Source organism: Lutibacter sp. HS1-25, assembly GCF_004121075.1.
Taxonomy (GTDB): Bacteria; Bacteroidota; Bacteroidia; order Flavobacteriales; family Flavobacteriaceae; genus Lutibacter.
Map to the genome: position 1 here is coordinate 79,455 of NZ_RHLN01000001.1, position 24,306 is coordinate 103,760.

Annotated in this window: 18 protein-coding genes; 14 read left to right on the forward strand and 4 right to left on the reverse strand. The window is 31.2% G+C overall.

The annotated features are described in order from the left end of the window. The first annotated feature begins 57 nt into the window (after positions 1-57). From EC396_RS00315 to EC396_RS00325, 3 genes are read left to right on the forward strand one after another with little or no spacing between them, the layout of a single operon-like run. Positions 58-1,044 (forward strand): hypothetical protein, encoded by a 987-nt coding sequence (locus tag EC396_RS00315; protein WP_129364703.1) that lies wholly within the window; start codon positions 58-60, stop codon positions 1,042-1,044. Positions 1,045-1,051: 7 nt separating this feature from the next. Next, a complete protein-coding gene (locus tag EC396_RS00320; protein ID WP_129364704.1) occupies positions 1,052-1,828 on the forward strand; it encodes a DUF4292 domain-containing protein in 777 nt (258 codons plus the stop codon). Positions 1,829-1,833: 5 nt separating this feature from the next. Further along, on the forward strand, positions 1,834-3,048 hold the full coding sequence (locus EC396_RS00325) for a murein hydrolase activator EnvC (protein ID WP_240665602.1): 1,215 nt from the start codon (positions 1,834-1,836) through the stop codon (positions 3,046-3,048). Here the strand turns inward: EC396_RS00325 and EC396_RS00330 are convergent, their stop codons facing one another. Next, on the reverse strand, positions 3,049-3,558 hold the full coding sequence (locus EC396_RS00330) for an acyl-CoA thioesterase (RefSeq protein WP_129364706.1): 510 nt from the start codon (positions 3,556-3,558) through the stop codon (positions 3,049-3,051). A 217-nt stretch (positions 3,559-3,775) separates the two neighbouring features. Here EC396_RS00330 and EC396_RS00335 point away from each other — a divergent pair, with 217 nt between their 5' ends. The 3 genes from EC396_RS00335 to EC396_RS00345 all read left to right on the forward strand — a co-directional run bounded on the left by EC396_RS00335 (position 3,776) and on the right by EC396_RS00345 (position 8,105). Next, the gene (locus EC396_RS00335) at positions 3,776-6,406 is read left to right on the forward strand and encodes a LuxR C-terminal-related transcriptional regulator (protein WP_129364707.1); all 2,631 of its coding nucleotides are present in this window, start codon (positions 3,776-3,778) and stop codon (positions 6,404-6,406) included. Between the two features lie 114 nt (positions 6,407-6,520). Then, positions 6,521-6,772 carry a hypothetical protein gene (locus EC396_RS00340; RefSeq protein WP_129364708.1) on the forward strand — a complete coding sequence of 84 codons (252 nt, stop codon included), beginning with the start codon at positions 6,521-6,523 and terminating at the stop codon, positions 6,770-6,772. A gap of 61 nt (positions 6,773-6,833) precedes the next feature. After that, the gene (locus EC396_RS00345) at positions 6,834-8,105 is read left to right on the forward strand and encodes a serine hydrolase (protein WP_129364709.1); all 1,272 of its coding nucleotides are present in this window, start codon (positions 6,834-6,836) and stop codon (positions 8,103-8,105) included. A gap of 183 nt (positions 8,106-8,288) precedes the next feature. Here EC396_RS00345 and EC396_RS00350 read toward each other — a convergent pair whose 3' ends face one another. Beyond that, positions 8,289-9,221: an SPOR domain-containing protein gene (locus tag EC396_RS00350; protein ID WP_129364710.1), complete on the reverse strand. Its 933-nt coding sequence runs from the start codon at positions 9,219-9,221 to the stop codon at positions 8,289-8,291. Between the two features lie 94 nt (positions 9,222-9,315). Here EC396_RS00350 and dprA point away from each other — a divergent pair, with 94 nt between their 5' ends. Together dprA and EC396_RS00360 are read left to right on the forward strand one after the other, a co-directional pair. After that, the gene (gene dprA / locus EC396_RS00355; RefSeq protein ID WP_129364711.1) at positions 9,316-10,419 is read left to right on the forward strand and encodes a DNA-processing protein DprA; all 1,104 of its coding nucleotides are present in this window, start codon (positions 9,316-9,318) and stop codon (positions 10,417-10,419) included. A gap of 65 nt (positions 10,420-10,484) precedes the next feature. After that, a complete protein-coding gene (locus EC396_RS00360) occupies positions 10,485-11,081 on the forward strand; it encodes an HAD-IA family hydrolase (protein WP_129364712.1) in 597 nt (198 codons plus the stop codon). Between the two features lie 322 nt (positions 11,082-11,403). Here the strand turns inward: EC396_RS00360 and EC396_RS00365 are convergent, their stop codons facing one another. Next, positions 11,404-12,267 (reverse strand): DMT family transporter, encoded by an 864-nt coding sequence (locus EC396_RS00365; RefSeq protein ID WP_129364713.1) that lies wholly within the window; start codon positions 12,265-12,267, stop codon positions 11,404-11,406. Further along, positions 12,268-15,588 carry a transcription-repair coupling factor gene (gene mfd / locus EC396_RS00370; RefSeq protein ID WP_240665611.1) on the reverse strand — a complete coding sequence of 1,107 codons (3,321 nt, stop codon included), beginning with the start codon at positions 15,586-15,588 and terminating at the stop codon, positions 12,268-12,270. Between the two features lie 162 nt (positions 15,589-15,750). Here mfd and EC396_RS00375 point away from each other — a divergent pair, with 162 nt between their 5' ends. The 6 genes from EC396_RS00375 to EC396_RS00400 all read left to right on the forward strand — a co-directional run bounded on the left by EC396_RS00375 (position 15,751) and on the right by EC396_RS00400 (position 24,240). After that, entirely contained in the window at positions 15,751-16,188 is a 438-nt protein-coding gene (locus EC396_RS00375; RefSeq protein WP_129364715.1) for a TerB family tellurite resistance protein, read from the forward strand. A 62-nt stretch (positions 16,189-16,250) separates the two neighbouring features. Continuing rightward, positions 16,251-16,901, forward strand: coding sequence for a hypothetical protein (locus EC396_RS00380; protein WP_129364716.1), 651 nt, complete (start codon positions 16,251-16,253; stop codon positions 16,899-16,901). Positions 16,902-16,953: 52 nt separating this feature from the next. Further along, positions 16,954-20,109: an exodeoxyribonuclease V subunit beta gene (locus tag EC396_RS00385; RefSeq protein WP_129364717.1), complete on the forward strand. Its 3,156-nt coding sequence runs from the start codon at positions 16,954-16,956 to the stop codon at positions 20,107-20,109. A gap of 19 nt (positions 20,110-20,128) precedes the next feature. Next, positions 20,129-21,331, forward strand: a complete 1,203-nt coding sequence (gene kbl / locus EC396_RS00390; RefSeq protein ID WP_129364718.1) for a glycine C-acetyltransferase — start codon at positions 20,129-20,131, stop codon at positions 21,329-21,331. Between the two features lie 106 nt (positions 21,332-21,437). Next, positions 21,438-22,802 carry an OmpA family protein gene (locus EC396_RS00395; protein ID WP_129364719.1) on the forward strand — a complete coding sequence of 455 codons (1,365 nt, stop codon included), beginning with the start codon at positions 21,438-21,440 and terminating at the stop codon, positions 22,800-22,802. Between the two features lie 118 nt (positions 22,803-22,920). Then, positions 22,921-24,240 carry an OmpA family protein gene (locus EC396_RS00400; protein ID WP_164975170.1) on the forward strand — a complete coding sequence of 440 codons (1,320 nt, stop codon included), beginning with the start codon at positions 22,921-22,923 and terminating at the stop codon, positions 24,238-24,240. Positions 24,241-24,306 lie beyond the last annotated feature (66 nt).

Consider the following 24,306-nt stretch of genomic DNA (forward strand, 5'->3'; position numbering starts at 1 on the left):
CAAATAGCAAAAATCAAATTATTTTTCAGGCTATTATATTTGTATATTGCGCAAAATATGAAGAATAGGTTTTTATATGGTTTATTGTGTTTGGGAATTTTAGTAATTTCTAAGGTTTCTTATGCGCAAGAATTAGATTCAATAATGGCTTTTTCTCAAAATAAATCATCAAAAAAGGAAGATAATTCTTTAAAATTTCAGACTTATTTTTTTGAGGCTTTAAAACAAAATGCCATTAATAATCATAGCAAAGCCATTGAAAGTTTGGAGCAATGTATGGCAATTGACAATAACAATACAGCAGTTCACTTTGAATTTTCAAAAAATTATTTTGGCTTAAAAAAATACAATGAAGCTCAAATATTTATTGATAATGCTTTAAAAAACGAGCCTGAAAACGTTTATTTATTAAATTATAAAGTGCTTATTTTTAAAAGACAACGTAATTTTACTGACGCAATTGTTGTTCAAAAAAAATTGATTAAAATAAATCCAAAATATTCAGAAGATTTGATATTGTTGTATTTGCAAAATCAAGAGTACGAAAATGCTGAAAAAATGATTGTTGAAGTTGAAAAAAAAGCCTTGGGAAGCACCAAAATTATAGGATATAAAAAATATTTAGACCGAAAATTAATTGGGGCAGATACCTTAAATGTGGCGCAAAATGAAACAGAAAATAATGTAGATTTGGCAACATTAAAAAAGCAATTCAACCTTAAAAAAGATTATAAAGTTTTGGTCAATATTTTAAATTATGAAGCCGAAAACAACTTGTTTGAAATGTTAGTAACCGATAGTGCAAATGGTTTAGAATTTTATCCTTCTCAGCCTTTTTTGTATAAAATGAATGGTTTGGCCTTAAATAAGTTAGCAAAATATAATGAGGCAATTGCCGTTTTAACTATTGGCATTGATTTTGTAATAGATAACAATGTGTTGGAAGCCGATTTTTATGAGCAGCTTGCAATTAGTTACCAAGGTTTAAACAATAAAAATGAAGCTTTAAAATACCAACAAAAAGCTGCAGAATTAAGACGTTAAAAATAAAATGAGATATAAATTACTAATATTAATAGTTGTTTTTTTAGCAATTACGGGGTGTAAATCTAAAAAAAATGCCACTGATACTAATGCTATTGAAGTGGTTTCAGCAAAAAAACTGATAAACGATCATTATGCACATGCTTTTGATAAAAAAACCCTTTCAGCAAATATAAATGCTAAATATGCCGATACAAAAGCTTCGGTTTCCATAAATATTAAATTGCGTTTGGAAAAAGACAAAACCATTTGGATGAGCGCTACAAAAATGGGTTTTCCAATTGCTAAAATTTTGATTACACCAAAAAGTGTTCAATATTATGAAAAATTAGAAAGAACTTATTTTGATGGAGATTTTTCGTTGTTAAGTAAATGGTTAGGAACCGAGTTGGATTTTAAAAAGGTTCAGGATTTATTGGTTGGGCAAGCTGTTTTAAATTTAAAAGACGAAAAATATGATGTTAAAATTAGCAATAATTCTTACGAATTAAGACCAAGACACGCCAATGATTTATTTGCTATTTTATTTTTTATGAACCGAGAAAATTATAAATTAGACAAGCAAGAAATTAGAAACCCTAAAAAAGCCCAAATGCTTGATATTTCGTATCCATCATATACTGAAATTGAAGGGGAACAATTTCCAAAAAACATTGATATTGAGGTAATTGACATTGATAAAAAAACCTTGGTAAACATAGAGTATAAGTCGGTTGAGTTTAATAATAAATTAACTTTTCCTTTTGAAATTCCTTCAGGATATAAAAAAATTAGTTTAAAATAATGCAGTTGAAATTTAAGTGTGTCATTCTTTTTTTAGCAGTTGTTTTTAGTGCAAATCTGTTTGGACAAACATCTAGAGAGGCATTGGAAGCCCGTAGAATTCAACTTCAAAAAGACAAAGTATATATCAATGCTTTGTTATCTAATACAAAAAGAGATGAGAAAAATTTATTGTTAGAGTTAATAGATATTAATAAAAAAATTGCCACTAGCGAGAAAATTATTGCAGTTATAGATAAAGAATCTAAAATGTTACGCAATGAAATTTACACAAATCAACTAACAATAAATCAAAATAAACGTGATTTAGAAGCTTTAAAAAAGGATTATGCTGATATGATTTATAAATCGTACAAAAGCAAATCTCAAAATAGCAGAATCATGTTTTTGTTGTCTTCTGAAAACTTTTTTCAGGCGTATAAACGATTTCAATATATGAAACAATACACGTCTTTTAGAAAAATGCAAGGCGAAGAAATTCAATTAAAAACACAAGAATTACAATCCTTAACCGATTCTTTAACAATTAAAAAGAAACAAAAAGAAGCACTTTTAAACGATAAAAAAGGAGAGCAGGCAATTGTTGAAAAGGAGAAAAAAGAGCAACAAATTGTTTTAAATCAGGTTAAAAAGAAAGAAAATAAGTACGAAAGACAGTTAAAAGAGTTTTTTAAAGAAGAAGCGCGTATTGATGCTCAAATTGATAAGATAATTAGAGATGCAATTGCCGCTTCTAACAAAAAAAGTGGAACAACTACAACGGCATCTGGCACTTTTGCGCTGACTGCAGAAGCTAAAGAATTGGCTTCGCAATTTGTGTCTAATAAAGGAAAGCTACCTTGGCCTGTTGAAAAAGGTTATGTTTTTTTATATTACGGTAAACAGCCGCATCCAATTGTAAAAACGGCAACTATTGAAAGTAATGGAGTGCGAATTGAAACCAGTGCAGGTAGTAAAGCAAGAGCTGTTTTTAAAGGAACCGTTTTGGCTGTTCAGGTAATGTCGGGTAATAAAAAGGCTGTTTTAATTCAGCATGGTAATTTTATTACAGTGTATAAAAATTTAGAAAATGTTACTGTAAGTACTGGCGATAATGTCGATACAAAACAAGAAATAGGTACTATTTTTACCGATAAAGTAACCGGAAAAACAATTTTAGGTTTTGTGCTATCTAAAAATACAACAACTGAAGATCCAGCTTTGTGGATATATAAAATGTAATTAGGTAAACAACGCTTTTAGTTCAGTAGCATCTTGCGGATTCATTTTTCCCGAAAGTATCAAACTTAATTGTTTTCTGCGTAATGCACCATCATAACGTGCTATTTCTAAATCGGTTTCGGGTTTTATTTGCGGAATTTCAACGGGAGTTCCAGATTTGTCAACAGCTACAAAAGTGTAAATACCTTCATTTACTTTTGTAATTTCTTGAGTTTCTCGGTCTTCAACCCAAACATCAGCATAAACTTCCATAGACGATTTAAAGGCGCGAGATACTTTGGCTTCAATAGTTACAACACTTCCAAGTTTAATGGCTTTGGTAAACGCTACATGATTTACGGTGGCTGTAACTGCTATTTGGCGTGAGTGTCTTCGGGCAGCAATGCTGCAAGCTCTGTCCATTCTTGCCAACAATTCGCCACCAAACAAGTTTCCTAGCGGATTTGTTTCACCAGGTAAAACAACATCTGTTAAAATAGTTAAAGATTCTTTGGGTGATTTTACCAACATAAAAATGCGTTTTTTGTAAATATAATGCTATTATTTGAAAAAAGTAAAATTATAAAAACAGGCCATTGTTTCATGTTAAAATGCGGGTATTTATTTTAGAAAATTAACAAATAAATTAAATTTGAAGGATTAACTAATTAAATGTTCCAATAAGTTTGAAGACCTTCACAAATAACACTAATTTTAATAAATAATTAGAGACATTGACTTTTTACAAATGGCAAACTATCAAATTCTTTCTACAAAATTAAACCGACCAACATGTTTTCACCAGTACTTTAAAAGAGAACGATTAGATCATCTTTTAGAACAAGGCAGTCATAAAGTAGCTACAATTATTTGTGCAGGTGCAGGTTATGGTAAAAGTACACTTGTGAGCCAATGGGTTAAAAATAAGGAAGCAATTTGGCTGAGTTGTGATGCTGATATGAATGAATTGCCAGTTTTTTTAAGTTATGTTGTTCACGGATTTGCAAAAGAAAAGGTAAATCCATTTGCCGAAACTTCAAAATTACTAGCTTCTCAAAATACCATTTCAGACGATTTGTTAATCAATACATTTATTTCTGAAACCAATAACACAACCAAAAAAGTATTTGTTGTTTTTGACGATTTTCATTTATTAAAAAATCCTTATATAATTAAGTTAGTAGAGACGTATTTAACTTTTCCGCCTCAAAATATTCATGTAATTATTCTTTCTAGGCACGATTTAATTTTTTCATTTCCAAGGTATCGATTAAACAATGCCATATTAGATATACGGATGAAAGATTTAAATTTGACATTAGACGAACTTAAAATGTATGCTAAAACCTGTTTTGATTTAGCATTAAGCAAAGAGCAGCTAAATTTAATTTTACGTAAAACTGAAGGTTGGTTTTTAGGCGTAAATCAAATATTATATGCTTATAAAGAATTAAATGCACCATTGGCAAATAAAAATGATGTTTTAAGTCAGCACCAGTTTAGTGATTATTTTAGAGATGAGGTAATTACATTGCAATCTGAAGATAGCCAAAAGGTGTTGTTTATATGTTCGTTATTTAGTCAGTTTAATAAAGAACTTGTTGATTGTATTTTAAATACCATTGCGCCAGAAATATCTCAAACTACTATTAACAATACCTTAGTTAATAAAAATAATTTTATTATTGGGTTAGATTCTGTAAATCAATGGTATAGATTTCATCATCAGTTTCATGAGGCATTAAATCTTAATTTTAAAAATCATCCGTTTAACATTTTTCGTTCAGAATGTCTACAAATAGGAGGTGAGTGGTTGATAAAACACCATTTATACGAGGATGGAATTATAAAAACCATAGAATCGGGTAAAATAAAACTAGCTGTAAAACAGTTACATAAGTTAAGATACAAACTTTTAAATACAGACCAATACGGGCGATTGGCAAATATATTATCGTTATTTCCGCTAGATATTCAGGATAGTGATACAGAGCTACTGCTTATTAAAGCATTTGTTTTAGAAAATCAGGGTAAAAACGATGTTTTAGAGATTTTATTAACCAAATTAAATCCTGTGGTTGCTAAAAATTCATTAACCAAGCAGCAATTAGGTGAGTACAAAGTTTTAGACGGACTTTTAAATAACTTTTCAGGAAACTATAAAAAAGCGCTAACACAATTTAATGAAGCTTTAGAACTGCTAAAACCAAATGCCGAATCTATTATAACTTTTGCTTGTGGTCAAAAGGCCTTGGTGCTAAATTCGTTAAATAAATACAACCAATCTTTAAGTTTTTTAACAACACGTTTAAATGCTCTTAATAAAAATCAACATCAAAGTATTGTAAGGATTCTTACTTCAAAAATGTTGATTTATGGTTTTAGAAGTGATTTAAGAAATATGCAAGGAATTATTCCTGAGATTATTAAAAAAAGTGAAAAACATGGTTTTCATGAAACACATGGAATGGCATTGTATTATCAAATAGAACTAAATTACAGAACAGGAAAATACAAGCAATGTGATGTTTTATTTGAAGAAGGTCGTAAATTACGTTATTTAATGCGTCCGGGATGGTATGGCTATTTAATGTGTGCCCAAGTTTATTGTGATTTGTATTCAAACAAAGAAAAACTTCAGGAGAGTTTAAATGAATTTGAAGCTTTTTCGAGAGAAGAAAATGCAGAAAATATTTTTCAACTTCAAAATATACTTTTAATAGAAATTGCATTAAAAAACAAAAACTATAAGGAAGTACTTCAACTTCATGAGCAAACCAATTACCATATAAACCCACCTATTTTATTTCATTTTTTACCTCAGGTAACCCAGTTAAAAGTACTATTGTACGTAAATGAGACTCATAATTTTGATGAATTTTATACAGCTTCAAAAAAATTATGGGATTATGTAAATAGTCAATCGCAAGTTAACTTATTGTTGAAGTTAAATATTATAACTTCAGTTGCAGCTTTTATGCAGCATAAAAAAGAAGAAGCATTTAACTATATGAATGCTGCATTAACTATTTCTGAAGATACAGGTGATTTAACGGTATATGTTGAGTTTTCTCAACACGTTTACGAAATATTGTCGACTATAACAGTAGATAAATCGTTGGCGCATCATTTAAAAGATGTATTGTCTTTTTTTGAAATGCTAAACGATAAAAAAGTAAATGGAATTGTTTTTAAAGAACGAGATATAAAAATATTAGAATTGGTTGCAAAAGGACATACAAATGGTCAAATAGCAGATGAAATGTTTTTATCGCCAGAATCTGTGAAAAAATATTTGTATCATATTTTTCAGGATTTAGATGTTAAAAGTAGAATGAATGCTGTTTTAGAAGCAAGGCGTCTTGGTTTAATACATTAATTACTTATCTTTTTTAATAGAACAATCTTTACAATAACACTTTAAAAATCATTTTTTTAAAAGTGTCAACTTTAGTGGATTGTCTATTTTTTCATGCTGCTGTAATTTAGCAATATGAAAAATACAACACAACATAGCAATAGTTTTTCTTCACCAGCATCTTATGCATTAATGGTTTTTCGTGAATTACCGTTAGCGCAATCTGAATGGTTAGTTACTGAAAATTTACAAATTTTTGGTAAGGAAGAAAATGGTACTATTTATTCATTAAAAGAAACATTTAAAGATCAAACGCATCTTTTAGGTTTTATAGATAAATTAAATGAAGATCATTTTACCATAATTTCAATAAACAAAATTCAATAAGTTTTTTTAAAAAAAAGCAAATAATATTAATTCATTATATAAACATTTAAATTTCAACATCATGAAAAATCAAGAAAGAATCAACGATATGTTAAACATGGAAACGGGCATGTCAAAATGGAAAAAACCACAACCTTTAGACTTTGTATATGGCGCAACTAGTCGTTATAGCTTTGTAAACTGGCAAACAGGAAATGATGATTCAATTTACTACAACTTAAATCTTCCAGCATTTTTTAAAACACAGGTAGTGATGCCTCCAGCAGAAACAAGCATTTTGGAAAGAGACTATCATCCAGAATTATTGGACTTGAGCTTTGATAATTTAGATGGAACTAAAAACCCAACTTTAGAGGAATATATCAAAGGCCCAAAACAGGTGCAAGCTATGATAATGGCACACAAAGGGAAAATAGTGTTTGAAACCTCTCCTGGAATGAGAGAAGGCGCACCACACGTATGGATGTCGGCTTCTAAAACAACGGTAAGTTTAACAGCTACTATGCTTTGGGAAGAAGGAAAATTAGATATTGAAAAGCCAATCACACACTATGTGCCAGATCTTAAAGGAACCGCTTGGGATGCAGTTTCTGTAAAAAATGCGATGAACATGTCATCAGGTTTAGATGTGGAAGAAACATTTGAAAGTTTGACCAATCCAGAATCATTTATTGCAGGTTTTATGACACGATCATTTGAAAGTAGTCATAGCAGTTGGCGTGATTGGGCTAAATCAGCGCAACCAATACCAGGAGAAAAGCCAGGTGATAGATTCCGTTATTCTACTTGTATCACGTTGATTTTAGTGGTAATGGTAGAGAATATTACCCAAATGCCTTGGCACGAATACTGGGGACAACGCGTATGGTCTAAAATAGGTGCAAGATCTCCGTTTAGCGTTGCGCTTGCTCCAGATGGTACACCTGGGGCTGCAGGACTTAACATCACTACTATTGAAGATATGCTTCGTTATGCTTTATTGTATACACCTAGCTGGAATAAAGTTGCTAAAGAACAAGTAATTTCAGACAAGATGTTGAAATTCATCCAAAATTTTGGAAATCCAGATGCCTATGTAGGTTGTGGTGAAGAAGCTATGGGTAAAAGATGGTTTGGTGAAACACCTTATACCAATACAGCACAATGGGATCATTCATTTAAAGATGGCGCTATGTTTAAGCACGGTAACATGGGGCAAGGTATTTATGTAGATCCTGCTCGTGATTTTTGTGGTTGTTATTTTGGTTTAGCTACCAACGATGAATCTATTTCAGGCGTGGATCATTCACCAGGTTATTTAAGAGCAGCAGCTAAAATGTTAAATGGAGAATAATTAAAATAAATAAATATATGTGTAAATGAATGTAAAATAAAAAGGATACTGTAAGTGAAGTGCAGTATCCTTTTTTAAATTTTATAAAAATATTTTGTTGAAACAAATCAACAAGATATTTTTTGTTTTTGCTAAGATTTTAATATTAAGGTAATAAGTCAAAAACAGTGTGAAATGGCTTTACTAAAACTCCTGAACCAATAACCAAGCGTCTTTAGACTCTGTTTTATGAATGGCATTTAAAGTGTTAATGGCATCATTTTCAGAATGAAAACTTTCGTAAGCAACTTGCGTTAAATTCCATTTATTAACACCCAATATTTTTGCTTTATAGCCTTTTTCAACCAATTCTTGTAGCTTTTTTTCAGCGTTTTCAGGTTCTCTAAAAGCACCAGCAATAATATGGTAATTAAAGGTTTCTTTAGCAACATTCAAAGTAATTGCAGGAAGCGGATTGCTAATAACAAAAGTAGCTTCTTGTATTTTTTTCTCAATTTTTTGTTGTTCTATAGCTGCTTTAGCAACTAAAGTATTGTATTGGTAATTTTGATATTGATTCCATCCAACAGAACCCAAAGCAAAAACAATTGCAGCAGTAGCCGCATATTTAAGAAAAGCAGGAGCTTTGCGTTTGTTTTCTTCCGAAGGAATTATAGGCGCAATGGTTTCAAGTTTTCTAACATTTTCTTTATAAACTTCACGTTTCACAGCTGGTGAAACATAAGAACTCAATCCAAATGAAGAAGTTAAATAATTAACCGAATTACTTGGTTCAAAAATATACTTACCTTCATTATTTAAATGAAAACAGCCAATATTTTCTAATTCAATAGTTTCATTTTTTATTGAAGCTTTCCAAGAAGCAACTTCATTTTCAATAAATTCAGCAGCGTTTGCATACGAAATATTTTTTGCTGAAGCTACATAATTAACCAACAAACCATCATTGCTTTGCAAATGAGCATTAAAAGTTAACTGTTTAGTTGGTGCGTAAAAAGTATGCGTTGTGCTGTTTATTTTTGCCGAAATTTCGTTGGTTACAAAGCCGCCAAAATTTGGTACAATTACACACTCGTATCGGTATAATAAATCTCCTATGTATTTTGCTAATGTCATCAGAACAAATATAGCAGAAATACAAGCTAAAAATAAAGAGTTTTCATAAATTTTATTAACATAATTTTATATATTGAACCTCAAATTGTTAAATATGCTAGAAGAAGATTTGTTGTACGTTTTGGCGTTACAGCGTGCCAAAGGCGTTGGAGATATCAACGCCAAAAAGTTGATTTCGCACTGTGGAAGTGCAAAAAATGTGCTAAAAGAGAAACATTTTAGGCTCGAAAAAATATATGGATTTGGTAAATCAACCATTCAATCGTTATTGGATGTTGAAAATTTAAAAGCTGCTGAAAAAGAATTAAAATACCTTCAGCAAAACAATATTGAAACACTTTATTTTGAAGCTGAAAATTATCCCGAAAAATTAAAACATTGCATTGATGCGCCCATTTTATTGTTTAAAGAAGGTAATTTTGATTTAAAAAAAGGACCTATTATAAGTGTTGTTGGTACCAGAAACATTACAACTTATGGTCGTGATTTTTGTGAAAAATTTATTTCCGATTTAAAAGAATACCATCCAACTATAGTTAGTGGTTTTGCTTATGGGGTTGATATTTGTGCTCACAAGGCTGCTGTAAAAAACGGCCTGCAAACTATTGGTGTTTTGGCTCATGGCTTTGAAGAAATTTATCCAAAATCGCATAAAAAGTATGTCGCTGAAATTCATAAAAATGGTGGTTTTTTAACCGATTTTTGGCATGATGAAATTATTATTCGTGAAAACTTTTTAAAAAGAAACAGGGTTGTGGCTGGTATTTCTGAAGCCACAATTATTATTGAATCTGCCGATAAAGGCGGGTCGTTGGTTACTGCAGATATTGCCAACTCTTATAATAGAGATGTGTTTGCGGTGCCCGGAAGAACAACAGACAATTATAGTAAAGGCTGTAACGACTTAATTAAAAGAAATAAAGCGGCTGTTTTAACTTCAGCAATTGATTTAATTGAAATGTTGAATTGGGATGTTAAACAAAAAGTTGCTAAACCAATTCAAAAGCAATTGTTTGTAGAATTTAATGAGACTGAACAACAGGTTTATGATTTTTTGTTTCAAAATGGCAAAGAATTATTAGATATTATTGCAATGAGTTGTGATATTCCAATCCATAAAACCACTACAATTTTATTTAATTTAGAAATGAAAGGCGTGGTAAAACCTTTGCCCGGTAAATTGTTTGAAGCCATATAAAGTTTGTTAAAATCCTTCAAAAAAAACAGATTATCAGTACTTTTGCATCTTAATAAAAAATAAAGATGATAGAAATACCAAAAAATGCAAAAGGATTGATTTTTGATTTAGATGGAACAGTAGCAAACACTATGCAAAATCATTTTGAAGCTTGGAGAGCTGCAGTTACACCATTTGGAGTTGATTTTACAGGCGAAGTATTTTTGCAATTAACAGGTATGCCAAAGGCAGCAACCATTATTAAACTGAATGAAATGTTTGGTACAAATATGAATACTGATGAAGTGGGAAAAGCCAAAGCAGATTTTTATAAAAAATTGGTTGCTGAAACACAGGAAATTAAAGTAGTTACAGATGTTGTTAGAAAATATCACAATATACTGCCAATGTCAATCGGTACAGGAAGTACGCAAATTGGTGCACGTAGAACTTTATCAATTTTAGGTTTAGAGCATTATTTTAACCCTATTATTACTGCCGATGATGTTTTAAATTTTAAACCATCACCTGATACTTTTTTAAAATGCGCCCAATTAATGGGTGTTGAACCAAAAGATTGTGTGGTTTTTGAAGATGGTATTTTGGGTATTCAAGCAGCAGAAACCGCAGGAATGATGGTAATTGATGTTAACAACTATTTTAAAATGGAGTTTACATTTTAGGGAATTTTTGGCGGATGAGCGTAGCCCAAGCCTACTATTAGCAATGTGCAATTACTAATTTTTAAATCTTTCAGTTTTTGAATAAAAAATGTAATTGTCCTTTCAAATCTTTCGGCTACACGCTCAAGGCAGGTTGTAGGGTAAATCAGATTGACTGAAGCGTTGGGATTCCTCCGTTGTCGGAATGACAAATTAAATAAAGGAGGAATAATTGCAATGTGCAGATAGCTTCGTTGTGAAAAACTCCCTGTCTGCCCAATAGCAGGCTCACTATAGCGTTTCAGTAAAAAAAGCTTAAAAGCAAATTCCACCTTTTGGGAGATTACCTATTCTTATGCGAACTATAACTTTCAATAATAACTGTTGAAAGGATCAACACACCGCCAATAATGGTTTTTGAAGCAGGGATTTCACCTAAAAAAAGCATTCCGAAGAGGATACCGTAAATGGGTTGTATGCTACTAATAATACTGGCTGTTCCAATCGAAAAATATTTCATACTTAATACAAAAAGCGTATGTCCAACAGCAGTAGTAAAAAGGGCTAAAGCACCTAAAGCATACCAATCGTTTGAGGTTGGAGTTGCGTTAAAAATAAAAAGTACAGGCCATAAAAACAATGTTATAACAGCCATTTGATAGAGCATTAACATAGAACCGTGATAATTTGTGGTTTTTTTCTTCATTAAAATATTTCTTAAAGAATAAAAAACTGCTGAAATAATACCCGATAAAACGCCTAATGAAACATTGTTTTCAATGGTTAACTCTGGTGTTAAAAAGTATATACCAACTAAAACCAACAAACCTAAAAATACATGTTTTAGATTTAGTTTGGTTTTAAAAAAAAGTGGTTCTAAAAAAACGGTAATTATTGGGTAGGTAAACATTGATAACATTCCAATCGCTACATTTGACAGTTTTAATGCGTAAAAATAAGTTACCCAGTGGGCGCCCATAAAAAGTCCACTTAATAAAATAGTTGACAAATCTCTTTTGGAGTTTACCTTCAAATTTATTTTTTTTCGCCAAACAAAAATTCCTAAAAAAACAGCTGCCAATGCACTACGCCACCAAATAGTAACTGGTGGTGGCATTGAAATATAACGACCCAAAACGCCCGATGTGCTTATAAACATCATGGCAATATTTAACTCAATAAGATACTTTAAATGTTGGTTTTTCATTTATATTTTTTGAAGTTCAGTCAAAGCTTTTTTAACCGAAGTAATGTGAATAAAAGTTAATAATAAACGCAATCCACTCTTGGTTTCTTTTTCTTTCATAACACAAGTTTTTGGGTTTTGTTTAACAAACTGAAGCACTTGTGTAAATGCAGATGAATTGTAAAATGAACTTTGTTGGTCTGAAAGAAAATAGCAGACCATTCTTTTGTTTTTGATAATTAATTTTTCGATTCCTAAATGTTTGGCAATCCATTTGATACGAACACTATTAAGTAAATCTTCAACTTGAGTAGGAAAATCACCAAAACGGTCAATAATTTCCGATTCAAATTTTAGCAATTCAGCTTCTGTTTTAAGTTCTCCCAGTTTGTTGTATAAATTCAACCGTTCTGAAATAACATTTACATAATCATCAGGAAATAAAATTTCAAAATCTGTATCAATTTGAATGTCTTTTACATACTCTTTTGGTTTCTCGTTTTCTTCTTTGTACAAGTCTTTAAACTCATTTTCCTTCAGTTCTTCAATGGTTTCACTCAAAATTTTCTGATAAGTATCAAAACCAATATCATTAATAAAACCACTTTGCTCACCACCTAATAAATCACCTGCGCCACGAATTTCTAAATCTTTCATGGCAATGTTAATACCACTTCCTAAATCGGTAAACAGCTCTATAGCCTGAATTCTTTTTCTAGCATCATCAGTCATCATATGATAAGGCGGTGTGATAAAATAACAGAATGCTTTTTTGTTTGAACGACCAACTCTACCTCGCATTTGGTGTAAATCAGACAGTCCAAAATTGTTGGCATTGTTAATAAAAATGGTATTTGCATTTGGCACATCTAAACCACTTTCAATAATAGTAGTTGCCACCAAAACATCAAATTCGTTGTTGATAAAAGCCAGCATTAAATTCTCTAGTTTTTTACCATCCATTTGTCCGTGACCAATGCCAATACGAGCATCAGGGACCAAGCGTTGCAACAAACCAGCAACATCTTTAATATTTTCAATTCTGTTATGAATAAAAAATACTTGTCCTCCACGTTGAATTTCATATCGAATAGCATCGCGAATGGTTTCTTCAGAAAAACGAATCACATTACTTTCAATTGGCACCCTATTTGGTGGAGGTGTACTTATTACCGATAAATCTCGGGCAGCCATTAAGCTAAACTGCAAAGTTCTTGGAATTGGTGTTGCAGTTAAGGTTAATGTGTCAATATTTTCTTTAATGGTTTTTAATTTGTCTTTTACGGCAACTCCAAATTTTTGCTCTTCATCAACAATTAAAAGTCCTAAATCTTTGTATTTTATAGTTGCATTTGTTAGTTGGTGTGTACCAATAACAATATCAACGGTTCCTTTTTCTAATCCTTCTAAAACGGCTTTTCGTTGGTTGGCAGTTCTAAATCGGTTTAAATATTCAACAGTAACAGGTAAGTCTTTTAACCGCTCACTAAAAGTTTTAAAATGCTGAAAAGCCAAAATGGTAGTTGGCACTAAAACAGCCACTTGTTTGCCATTGTCAACAGCTTTAAAAGCAGCTCTAATTGCAACTTCGGTTTTACCAAAACCAACATCGCCACAAACCAAACGATCCATTGGTTGTTCTTTTTCCATATCGTTTTTTACATCTTGTGTAGCTGTTGATTGGTCTGGCGTATCTTCGTATAAAAAGCTAGCTTCTAGTTCGTGTTGCAAATAACTATCTGGCTGAAATTGAAAGCCTTTTTGTATTTTTCGTTTTGCATACAATTCAATTAAATTGAAGGCAATATGACGAATACGAGTTTTTGTTTTTTGTTTGAGGGTTTTCCAAGCAGGCGAACCCAATTTGTATAATTTTGGCGGTTTGCCATCTTTGCCCGTATATTTTGAAATTTTATGAAGCGAATGTATGCTAATGTATAAAATATCGCGATCGCCATAAATTAGCTTTATAGCTTCTTGTTTTTTACCGTCAACATCAATTTTTTGTAAACCACCAAACTGACCAATACCGTGGTCTATATGTGTTACATAATCGCCAATTTCAAGATTTGTAAGTTCTTGTAATTTTATAGATTGCTTTTTTGAATAGCCATTTTTAAGTCTAAACTTATGGTAGCGTTCAAAAATTTGGTGGTCTGTATAGCAAACCAGCTTATTGTCTACATCTATAAAACCTTGGTATAACGGAAAAACAATGGTTGTATACTGAATTTTGGTGTCAACATCGTTAAAAATATCGTGAAAACGCTCAGCTTGTTTTTCAGAATCACAAAACAGGTAATTGGTGTAACCTTCTTCTGTATTTTGAAGAAAATTTTCAATCAATAAATCAAATTGTTTGTTGAAAGAAGGTTGTGGTTTTGTGTTAAATTGTACAACTTTTGTTTCAGATGAATTTGAAATTTTTTTACCTGCAGCGGCATCTAGTTCAGCAGTACGAGAATTAACAATTTCAACCGAAGTAAAGTCTTTTAATTGTTTTTCAATCAATGCGCCATTGCAAAACAACTCAATAGGTTCAGCGTGATTAATAGCGGTTGATAATTTTTTAAATTCGTCTTCGGCCTTTGTAAAAAGTTTGTCTAAAGCGTTAAAAAGTAAGTCGGTATTTTTAGTAAAAACAACCGTTTTTGCCGAAATATACTTTAAAAAACTTTCTCTTTTTTCGTTCAATGTTTTGTTTTCAACATTGGGCATGATGCTAACTTTAGTCAGTTTTTCAGTCGAAAGTTGGGTTTCAATATCAAAAGTTCTGATACTGTCTACTTCATCACCAAAAAATTCTATACGATACGGTTCGTCATGTGAAAACGAAAAAACATCAATAATACCACCTCTAACCGAAAATTCGCCCGGTTCACTTACAAAATCTACCCTGTTAAAATGATATTCAAACAACACTTCGTTTACAAAATCCAAGCTTAAATTGTCGTTTAAACTTATTTTTAAAGTGTTTCTGTTTAATTCGGCTTTGGTAACAACTTGTTCAAAAAGCGCATCGGGATAGGTAACAATTAAAGCAGGTTTTTTTTGCGAATTAATGCGGTTTAAAACTTCAGATCGCAACAATATATTGGCATTGTCTACTTCTTCAATTTGGTAAGGTCTTCTATAAGACCCCGGATAAAAAAGCACGTCTTTACCGTTTAGCAACTGCTCTAAATCATTTAAATAATAGGCAGCTTCTTCTTTATCATTAAAAATTAAAAGGAAAGGTTTTTCTGCGCTTTTAAAACTTTCAGAAATCACAAAAGACAATGACGAGCCAACCAAATTCGAAATTTGAAAATGGTTTTTTTCTTTTGAAAGTAATGGAACCAACTGCTTTTTTAAAACAACTTGTTCGTAATTTTTTAGAATAGCTTGCTTACTCAAAAAATATAAATTTTGCCAAAGGTAGTATTTTATAAAAAAAAGAAAAGTATTTCTTAATTATTTCCTTAAATTTATGTTTACTAACTAATAACTAAAAAAATTATAACAATGTCTATTTCAGATTTATACCCAACAGGCTTTCATCAACAAAATTTGGCGCACTTTGCCTCAATTGTAAAATTAGCCCTTTTTGACAATAAAATTGATTCAAAAGAAAAGCTTTTGTTAGAAAGACTTGCGATTAGATTGGATATTTCCAATGCTGAATTTGAAGAAATTTTAAAAGATCCTTCAAAGTATCCAATAAGTTCGCCAATTAGCTACGACGATCGTTTAGAGCATTTGTACGACTTAACCCGAATCCTTTTTTTAGATAAAAATCCTACTATAGACAAAACATCAACTATGGATAGAGTTGCGGTTGGTCTTGGTTTTCCGCCAGAAAATGCCAGAATAGTGGTAAAAGAAGCAATTAATTTTTTTATGAAAGAACCTGATATAGAAGATTTTAAAAAGGCGATTAAAAAAGTTAATAAATTAGCGTAATAAATAGTAGGTTTGCATTTTTATTTTTGATTTGAAATTAATCATGTAAATTTGCATTCGCTATGGGGAACTCTCTAATAAAATATTTACTGCTTGTTATTGTATTAAATTTTATTTTAATACAAAATAGTTACGCTCAGGATAAAAATAATTTATGGTCATTTGGAATTGGAATTAATGCAATTGATTTTTATCCTACAAATGCTCCTAACACAGGTAATGAAGATGGTTTTTTTAATGAATTATTTAATATTAGAGATCATTGGAACATTGGAGGTCCTCAGTTTTTAGTAACAAGACATTTAGTACAAAACCTTTCTATTGAAGGCTTGTTGGCAATAAATCAGGTTACAAAATATGGAGATGTACAGTTAGATAAATCTACTTATTTTGGATTAGACCTTAACTTAAGATATAGTTTTATAGACACTACCAAAGACTTTACCATTTTTGTTTTGGCAGGTACAGGTTATACGTCTTTCAATCCAGAAACCGTTTGGATTGGTGGAACACCTATTAAATTTGGTAGCGGAGGAACAATTAATATTGGTGGTGGTGCTAATTATTGGTTTTCTAATACGCTTGGTTTAAATGTTGAAGCTTTATATAAATCTAGTGTGTCAGAGAAACTTCCATCGCATTTTTATTATGGTTTGAGTTTGGTTTATAGATTAAATCCTCCTGGAAAAAATAGCTGGAGAGATTGCTTCTAATATTTCTATTTAAATTTAATATTTTGCTAACTTGCATTCTAATTTCTTTTGAATGCAAAACACAAATTCATTTCAAATATACAATGCTTCCGCAGGTAGTGGAAAAACGTTTACATTGGTTAAAGAGTATTTAAAAATTCTTTTATCAAGTGACAATGCGTTTAAATTTCATCAAATTTTAGCGGTAACTTTTACAAATAAAGCTGCCGGAGAAATGAAAGAACGTGTTATTGAAAGTTTGTATGCGTTTTCAACCAAAGAAGAAACGCCAATGCTTTCGCTAATTTGTGCTGAAACCAATTTACAACCATCAATAATTTTTAACCGATCTCAAAATGTTTTAAATGCCATTTTGCAAAATTATTCAGCATTTAACATTACAACTATTGATAGTTTTACGCATAAATTAATTAGAACTTTTGCATACGATTTGGATCTTCCGCTAAATTCGGATGTAGAAATGGATACCGAAAGTTTGTTAAATGAAGCCGTTGATATTGTAATTTCTAAAATTGGCGATGATCAAAAGTTAACAGATTTGCTGGTAAATTTTGTGATTCAAAAATTAGACGATGATAAATCTTGGGACATTACCTTAGATTTAAAAAACTTTGCCAAAATTATTTTAAATGAAACCGATGCCAATCATTTAAAATCACTCAATAAAGTTTCTATTGAAGCTTTTAAAACGCTCAAAGAAAACCTTCAAAAAGAAAATAAAAATATAGAAGCTGCTTTTAAAGAAATAGGCAATAAAGGGCTTGAAATTATTGATAATAGCGGTGTAGAAAAAAACGAATTTGCTTATACAGGCGAAATGCCCAATCATTTTATAAAACTCAAAGATTTAAAAATTGCTGACTTAAATTTTGAAGGTAGATTGGATAAAACCATTGCTCAAAATAAAAATTTTTATGCGGCTAAATGTAGCGCTTCATCAAAACAAATTATTGAGGGTATCGGGCAGGAATTGACTGCTTTGTATTACCAATCTAAAAATGTTTACAACGAGTTTTATAGTCAATATATTTTAAATCAATTAATTGTAGATAGTATCATTCCGTTGGCAGTTTTAAATTACATCAACAATGCACTTCAAGAGTTAAAAAAAGAAAATAACATTTTGTTAAATGCGGAGTTTAATCAGCTAATTAGCGATACCATTAAAGATGAACCAGCACCGTTTATTTATGAGCGAATAGGGGAAAAATTCCGTTATTATTTTATTGATGAAATGCAAGATACATCGGTATTGCAGTGGCAAAATTTAATTCCTTTAATTGAAAATGCCATTACTTCTGAAAACGAAATGGGTGAATCGGGTAAATTGTTGTTGGTAGGTGATGCAAAACAATCTATTTATCGTTGGCGAGGTGGAAAAGCCGAACAATTTATTGGACTTTCAGCAAAAGAAAACAATGCAAATCCGTTTTTAGTTCATGAGAAAGTTGAAAATTTAGAGACTAATTTTAGAAGTTTTAGCGAAGTAATTAATTTCAACAATTCGTTTTTTACACATATTTCAAAATTTTTAACCAATCCAAATTTTAGTAATTTATATGTTGAAGGCAATTGTCAAAAATTAAATTCAAAACAAGGTGGTTATGTGCAATTGTCTTTTGTTGAAAAAGAAAAAGATGATGATGAAAAAGACTTGGTTTACGCTAAAAAAGTACTCGAAATAATTGAAAATTTAGATGCAAAATTTCAAAAAAATGAAGTTTGTGTTTTGGTGCGAACTAAAAAACAAGGAATTGAAGTTGCCAATTATTTAGCCGATAATAATATTGAAATCATTTCATCAGAAACTTTGCTGCTAAAAAACAGTAAAAAGGTCGATTTTATAATCAATTTATTAAATGTAATTCAAAACCCAGCAGATAAAGAGTACAAAGTAAAACTCTTGTATTTTTTATATGAATTTTTGAAAATAGAGACAGATAAACACGCTTTTTTAAGTGCGCATATCAATTTGCCAACCAATGCCTTTTTTGAAGAATTAAAACAATTTAGTACGCATTTTAATTATGATGAATTTATTCAGATTCCTTTTTACGAAAGTATAGAATACATTATTAGAAGCTTTCATTTAGCGCCAGAATCCGACTCAAATATTCAGTTTTTTTTAGATATTATTTTTGAATATCAGCAAAAAAAGCAAGTCTCTGTGGGTGGATTTTTAGAGCATTGGGAATTAAAAAAAGACAAGCTAAGTATTGTTGCACCTGAAGCTGAAAATGCAGTGCGAATTATGACCATTCATAAGGCAAAAGGTTTAGAGTTTCCAGTAGTAATTTTTCCGTATTCAATAGATATTTATCATCAAATTCAACCCAAAGTTTGGTATCCTTATCAGCAATCAGCAGTTTTAAATTCGGTTTTAATCAACTATAGCGAAAAATTAAATGCCATTGGTACAGTTGGAGAAACGTTGTTTAGTGAACGAAAAGAAGAGTTAGAATTAGATAATTTTAATATTTTATATGTTGCTTTAACCAGAGCAGTAGAGCAATTGTATATAATTACCGATAAAAATATATTGAAAAGTGGTGAAGAAAATTTAAAACATACTTCGGGACTTTTTATCAATTATTTAAAAGAACAACATTTGTGGGATCCTGCACAGCCAGATTATGGTTTTGGTAATAAAGAGCGCGGAGATTTTGAGCCGAAAGCTAAAAGCGATACCATTTCACAAACCAATTTTATTAGTAATTCTTGGAAAAATCATCAAATATCAATTGTTGCAAATTCTTCATTGTTGTGGGATACTGAACAAGGAAATGCCATTATTTACGGAAATTTAATTCATGAGATGTTGGCAAATATTAAAACCGAAAATGATATTTCTGAAGTCATCAATCAATATTTATTTAAAGGAATTATTACCAATGAAAATAAAAGTGAAATTGAGGCTCTTATATATAAGGTAGTAAAACATCCAAAATTAGAAGCGTATTTTAGTCAAAACAATGTTGTTTATAATGAACGTGAAATTTTAACTTCAGAAAATACGATTATAATTCCAGACAGATTGGTTGTTAACAATAATAAGGTAACTATTATAGATTATAAAACAGGAAAACCCGATGATAAATATGCGCGTCAAATTAATGGATATGCCTATGTTTTAAAAGGGTTGGGGTTTTTTGTTGAAAAAAAATTATTGGTTTATATAGATTCAGAAATTACAATTGAAGAAATTTAAAATATAAAAAACTATTATTATGTACGGCAATATTAAACAGTATTTACAAAAAGAGCTACAAGAAATTAAAGATGCAGGTTTGTATAAATCTGAACGTATTATTACAACCTCGCAAGATGCAGTTATTAAAATTAACACAGGGCAAGAGGTGGTTAATTTTTGTGCAAATAATTATTTGGGTTTGTCTAACAATCCCGAAGTTATTCAAGCAGCAAAAGTTGCTATGGATACGCATGGTTACGGTATGTCCTCAGTTAGATTTATTTGTGGAACACAAGATATTCATAAAGAACTTGAAACAAAAATTGCTGAATTTTATCAAACTGAAGATACCATTTTGTATGCAGCTGCTTTTGATGCCAATGGCGGTGTTTTTGAACCGTTATTTTCAGATGAAGATGCGATTATTTCCGATGCTTTAAACCATGCTTCAATAATTGACGGTGTTCGTTTGTGTAAAGCTGATAGATATAGATACAATAACAATGATATGGTTTCTCTTGAAGAGCAATTGATTGAAGCCAACAAACAACAACACAGATTTAAAATTATTGTAACCGATGGTGTTTTTTCAATGGACGGTGTAGTGGCAAGTCTTGATAAAATTTGTGATTTAGCCGATAAATATGATGCGTTGGTCATGGTTGATGAATGTCATGCTGCCGGATTTATAGGCAAAACAGGTAGAGGTACCTTAGAACTGAAAAATGTTATGGGTAGAGTAGATATTGTTACAGGTACTTTAGGCAAGGCACTTGGAGGTGCAATGGGGGGCTATACAACGGGTAAAAAAGAAATTATCGAATTGTTGCGTCAAAGATCAAGACCATACTTATTTTCAAATTCTTTAGCCCCAGCAATAGTAGGGGCTTCATTAAAAGTATTTGAAATGCTTTCAAATAGTACTGATTTAAGAGATAAACTAGAATGGAATACAAATTATTTTAAAGAAAAAATGATTCAGGCTGGTTTTGATATTGTTAAGGGAGACTCGGCCATTGTTCCAGTTATGTTATATGATGCAAAACTTTCGCAGCAAATGGCAAACCAACTTTTAGAAGAAGGAATTTATGTAGTTGGCTTCTTTTTTCCTGTCGTTCCAAAAGGAAAAGCACGAATTAGAGTTCAATTATCAGCAGCACATTCAAAAGAAAATTTAGATAAAGCTATAAATGCTTTTGTTAAAGTTGGGTTAAACTTAAAGGTAATTGAGAAAAATTAAAAAAAAATACCATGTTTCATATTATTTTGTATTTTTGTTTAATATTTGCAGCTATAATTGGCTCGATATTTATTAACAAAAGAACATTTAATTTAAAATTTTGAAAATGAAACATTTAAAGGTAGCCTTATTGGCTTTGTTATTAGTTACAGGTTTCAGCAATGTAAACGCACAGGACCAAAACAATCCTTGGGCAGTTGGCTTTGGTGTAAACGCAGTAGATTTTTATCCTGCAAACCCTCAAACTGAATGGGGAGGAAACTGGATGAACGAGTTTATGAATGCTAAAGATCACTGGAATATTGTTCCAGCAATTAGCCGATTAACTGTTGGAAGATATATTTCTGATGGATTTACCGTAGAAGTTGATGGTAGTTTTAATATAATCAAGAATATGGGAGATATGCCAGTAAGTGATTTATCTTTCTGGACTGTTGATGGTGTTGTAAAATGGTCTATTGCTAGTGTAGCTGAATTAGGTTTTTGGGAACCATACTTATTAGTAGGTGGTGGTTATACTTGGTTAGATGATTTAAATACTGGTGCATTAAATGGTGGTGTAGGTATGAATTTCTGGATCAATGATAAAGTTGGTATTAATCTTGAATCTAAATTAAGAGAAACTTTCAAAAGTGATCTTGATGCTCATTTTCAACACAGTTTAGGTATTATCTTTAAAATGGGTGGTACAGATACTGATGGTGATGGTGTTTATGACAAATTTGACGCTTGTCCAGAAGTATTCGGTTTAGCTGAATTTGATGGTTGTCCTGATACTGATGGTGACGGAATTATTGATTCATTAGATGCTTGTCCAGATGTTGCTGGTTTAGCTGAATTCAATGGTTGTCCTGATACTGATGGTGATGGTGTTCCAGATGCAAAAGATGCTTGTCCAGATGTTGCTGGTTTAGTTCAATTTGATGGTTGTCCAGATGCTGACGGTGATGGTACTCCAGAACCAAAAGACCAATGTCCTACAGTTGCTGGTCCAGTTGAAAATAACGGTTGTCCTTGGCCAGATCAAGATGGTGACGGTGTAGCTGATAAAGACGATAAATGTCCTACAGTTGCAGGTCCAGCTTCTAATCAAGGTTGTCCAGACGAATTAACTGTTGAGCATTCTGAGGCTTTAAAACAATTAGCAAGAACAGTATATTTTGAAACTGGAAAAGCTACATTCAAAGCTGAAACTATTGGTCGTTTAGATACTGCTTTTGGTATTATCAATGAATACCCAGTTTCTAAATTCCATATTGAAGGTCACACAGATAGTACTGGTAGTAATGCAATTAATGCTAAATTATCTACTGCTAGAGCTAACGCTGTAAAAGAATATTTAATTTCTAAAGGTTTCCCAGCTGATCATTTAACTTCAGAAGGTTATGGTTCTTCTCAACCAGTAGATTCTAACAAAACTGCTTCAGGAAGAGCAATGAATAGACGTGTGGAAATTAAATTAGTAAAATAATTTATTCAACATATAAACAATTTAAAAGCCGTTCGCATAGCGAATGGCTTTTTTTGTATAGAATTATTTTGTGAATAAAAATATACACCTTAAATTAGACTAAATTTAATTGATGAAAATGAAAAATTTAATAAAACTCACCTTAATTATTACCGTTTTAATTAGTGCAAATATAAAGGCTCAAGATAAAGACCATCAGTGGATGGTGACTTTGGGTACAAACGCTATTGATTATTACCCAACAAATATTAGTGGTATGCCAACTGATGATGGAGAAACTTTAGATTGGTTCGATCAATATTATAATTTCTCTCATTATAATTTTGGTTTGCAGTTTTCAGTAGAAAGGTATATTTCTGATAGTTTTAATGCTGAATTGTCTTTTTCATTTAATAAAATTAAAGAATTTGGAAGTATAACTTTAGATTCTAAAGTGCCTCTTTTTGTAATAGATTTAAATGCAAATTACAATTTAAATAAGTTGTTTGGTCCAACTGGTTTTTTTGAACCTTATATTTTAGCAGGTTTTGGTTATACTTCTCAAAATAGTTCTAATGATAAATATCCATTTAATAGCGCTATGAATTTAAATGGTGGTTTAGGTGCTAAGTTTTGGATTACTGAGAATTTTGGCGCAAGACTTCAGGTAGCATTAAAATATTTTACAAATGATGGGTCTTATCGTCATTTTCAACATTCAATTGGTTTAGTTTATAAATTTGGAAGTGATCAAGATTTTGACAATGATGGTGTTCCAAATAGATTGGATAATTGTCCTGAGATATTTGGATTGGCTGAATTTAATGGTTGCCCAGATACTGATGGTGATGGAATAATTGACGACCAAGATGCTTGTCCTACCGTTGCTGGTATTTTGGCTGAAAAAGGTTGTCCAGAAAGAGATAATGATGGTGATGGAGTTGTAGACAGTCTTGATAAATGTAAATATATTGCAGGAGCAGTTGAAAATAATGGTTGTCCTTGGCCTGATACAGATGGAGATGGTATTTTAGATAAAGATGATGAATGTCCAGAGTTATTTGGTTCTGTAGCTAAAAAAGGTTGTCCAGAAGCGGTTTCAGCTGAATCAATGAATACCTTGAAAGAATTGGCTAGGTCGGTTTATTTTGAGACAGATAAAGCTGTTTTTACAAATGAAGCAATAGGGCGTTTAGACTTAATGCTAGCTATTTTAAAGCAATATCCAACTGCCAAGTTTATTGTTGAAGGACACACAGATGATGATGGTTCTGAATATTTTAATCAAATTTTGTCTGAAGACAGAGCCAATGCGGTTAAAAAATATTTCGTTTCAAAAGGTATCAATGAGCAAAATTTAACTGCTAAAGGATTTGGAAGTTCAATTCCTTTAGAATCTAATGCAACTGAAGCTGGTAGAGCAGTTAATAGACGTGTAGAAATTAAATTGGTTCAATAAATTTAAAAATTTTTAGTAAATAAAGGCAATTTATTAAACTGTTGCTTTTATTTAAAAATACTCATA

Excerpts from the sequence above, each read along its gene's own strand:
- EC396_RS00360 (WP_129364712.1), top strand. The coding sequence starts at position 10,485 with ATGATAGAAATACCAAAAAATGCAAAAGGATTGATTTTTGATTTAGAT.
- EC396_RS00345 (WP_129364709.1), top strand. The coding sequence starts at position 6,834 with ATGAAAAATCAAGAAAGAATCAACGATATGTTAAACATGGAAACGGGC.
- EC396_RS00400 (WP_164975170.1), top strand. The coding sequence starts at position 22,921 with ATGAAAAATTTAATAAAACTCACCTTAATTATTACCGTTTTAATTAGT.
- EC396_RS00340 (WP_129364708.1), top strand. The coding sequence starts at position 6,521 with ATGAAAAATACAACACAACATAGCAATAGTTTTTCTTCACCAGCATCT.
- EC396_RS00320 (WP_129364704.1), top strand. The coding sequence starts at position 1,052 with ATGAGATATAAATTACTAATATTAATAGTTGTTTTTTTAGCAATTACG.
- kbl (WP_129364718.1), top strand. The coding sequence starts at position 20,129 with ATGTACGGCAATATTAAACAGTATTTACAAAAAGAGCTACAAGAAATT.
- EC396_RS00335 (WP_129364707.1), top strand. The coding sequence starts at position 3,776 with ATGGCAAACTATCAAATTCTTTCTACAAAATTAAACCGACCAACATGT.
- EC396_RS00365 (WP_129364713.1), bottom strand. The coding sequence starts at position 12,267 with ATGAAAAACCAACATTTAAAGTATCTTATTGAGTTAAATATTGCCATG.
- EC396_RS00350 (WP_129364710.1), bottom strand. The coding sequence starts at position 9,221 with ATGACATTAGCAAAATACATAGGAGATTTATTATACCGATACGAGTGT.
- EC396_RS00330 (WP_129364706.1), bottom strand. The coding sequence starts at position 3,558 with ATGTTGGTAAAATCACCCAAAGAATCTTTAACTATTTTAACAGATGTT.
- EC396_RS00385 (WP_129364717.1), top strand. The coding sequence starts at position 16,954 with ATGCAAAACACAAATTCATTTCAAATATACAATGCTTCCGCAGGTAGT.
- EC396_RS00375 (WP_129364715.1), top strand. The coding sequence starts at position 15,751 with ATGTCTATTTCAGATTTATACCCAACAGGCTTTCATCAACAAAATTTG.
- EC396_RS00315 (WP_129364703.1), top strand. The coding sequence starts at position 58 with ATGAAGAATAGGTTTTTATATGGTTTATTGTGTTTGGGAATTTTAGTA.
- EC396_RS00395 (WP_129364719.1), top strand. The coding sequence starts at position 21,438 with ATGAAACATTTAAAGGTAGCCTTATTGGCTTTGTTATTAGTTACAGGT.
- dprA (WP_129364711.1), top strand. The coding sequence starts at position 9,316 with ATGCTAGAAGAAGATTTGTTGTACGTTTTGGCGTTACAGCGTGCCAAA.
- EC396_RS00380 (WP_129364716.1), top strand. The coding sequence starts at position 16,251 with ATGGGGAACTCTCTAATAAAATATTTACTGCTTGTTATTGTATTAAAT.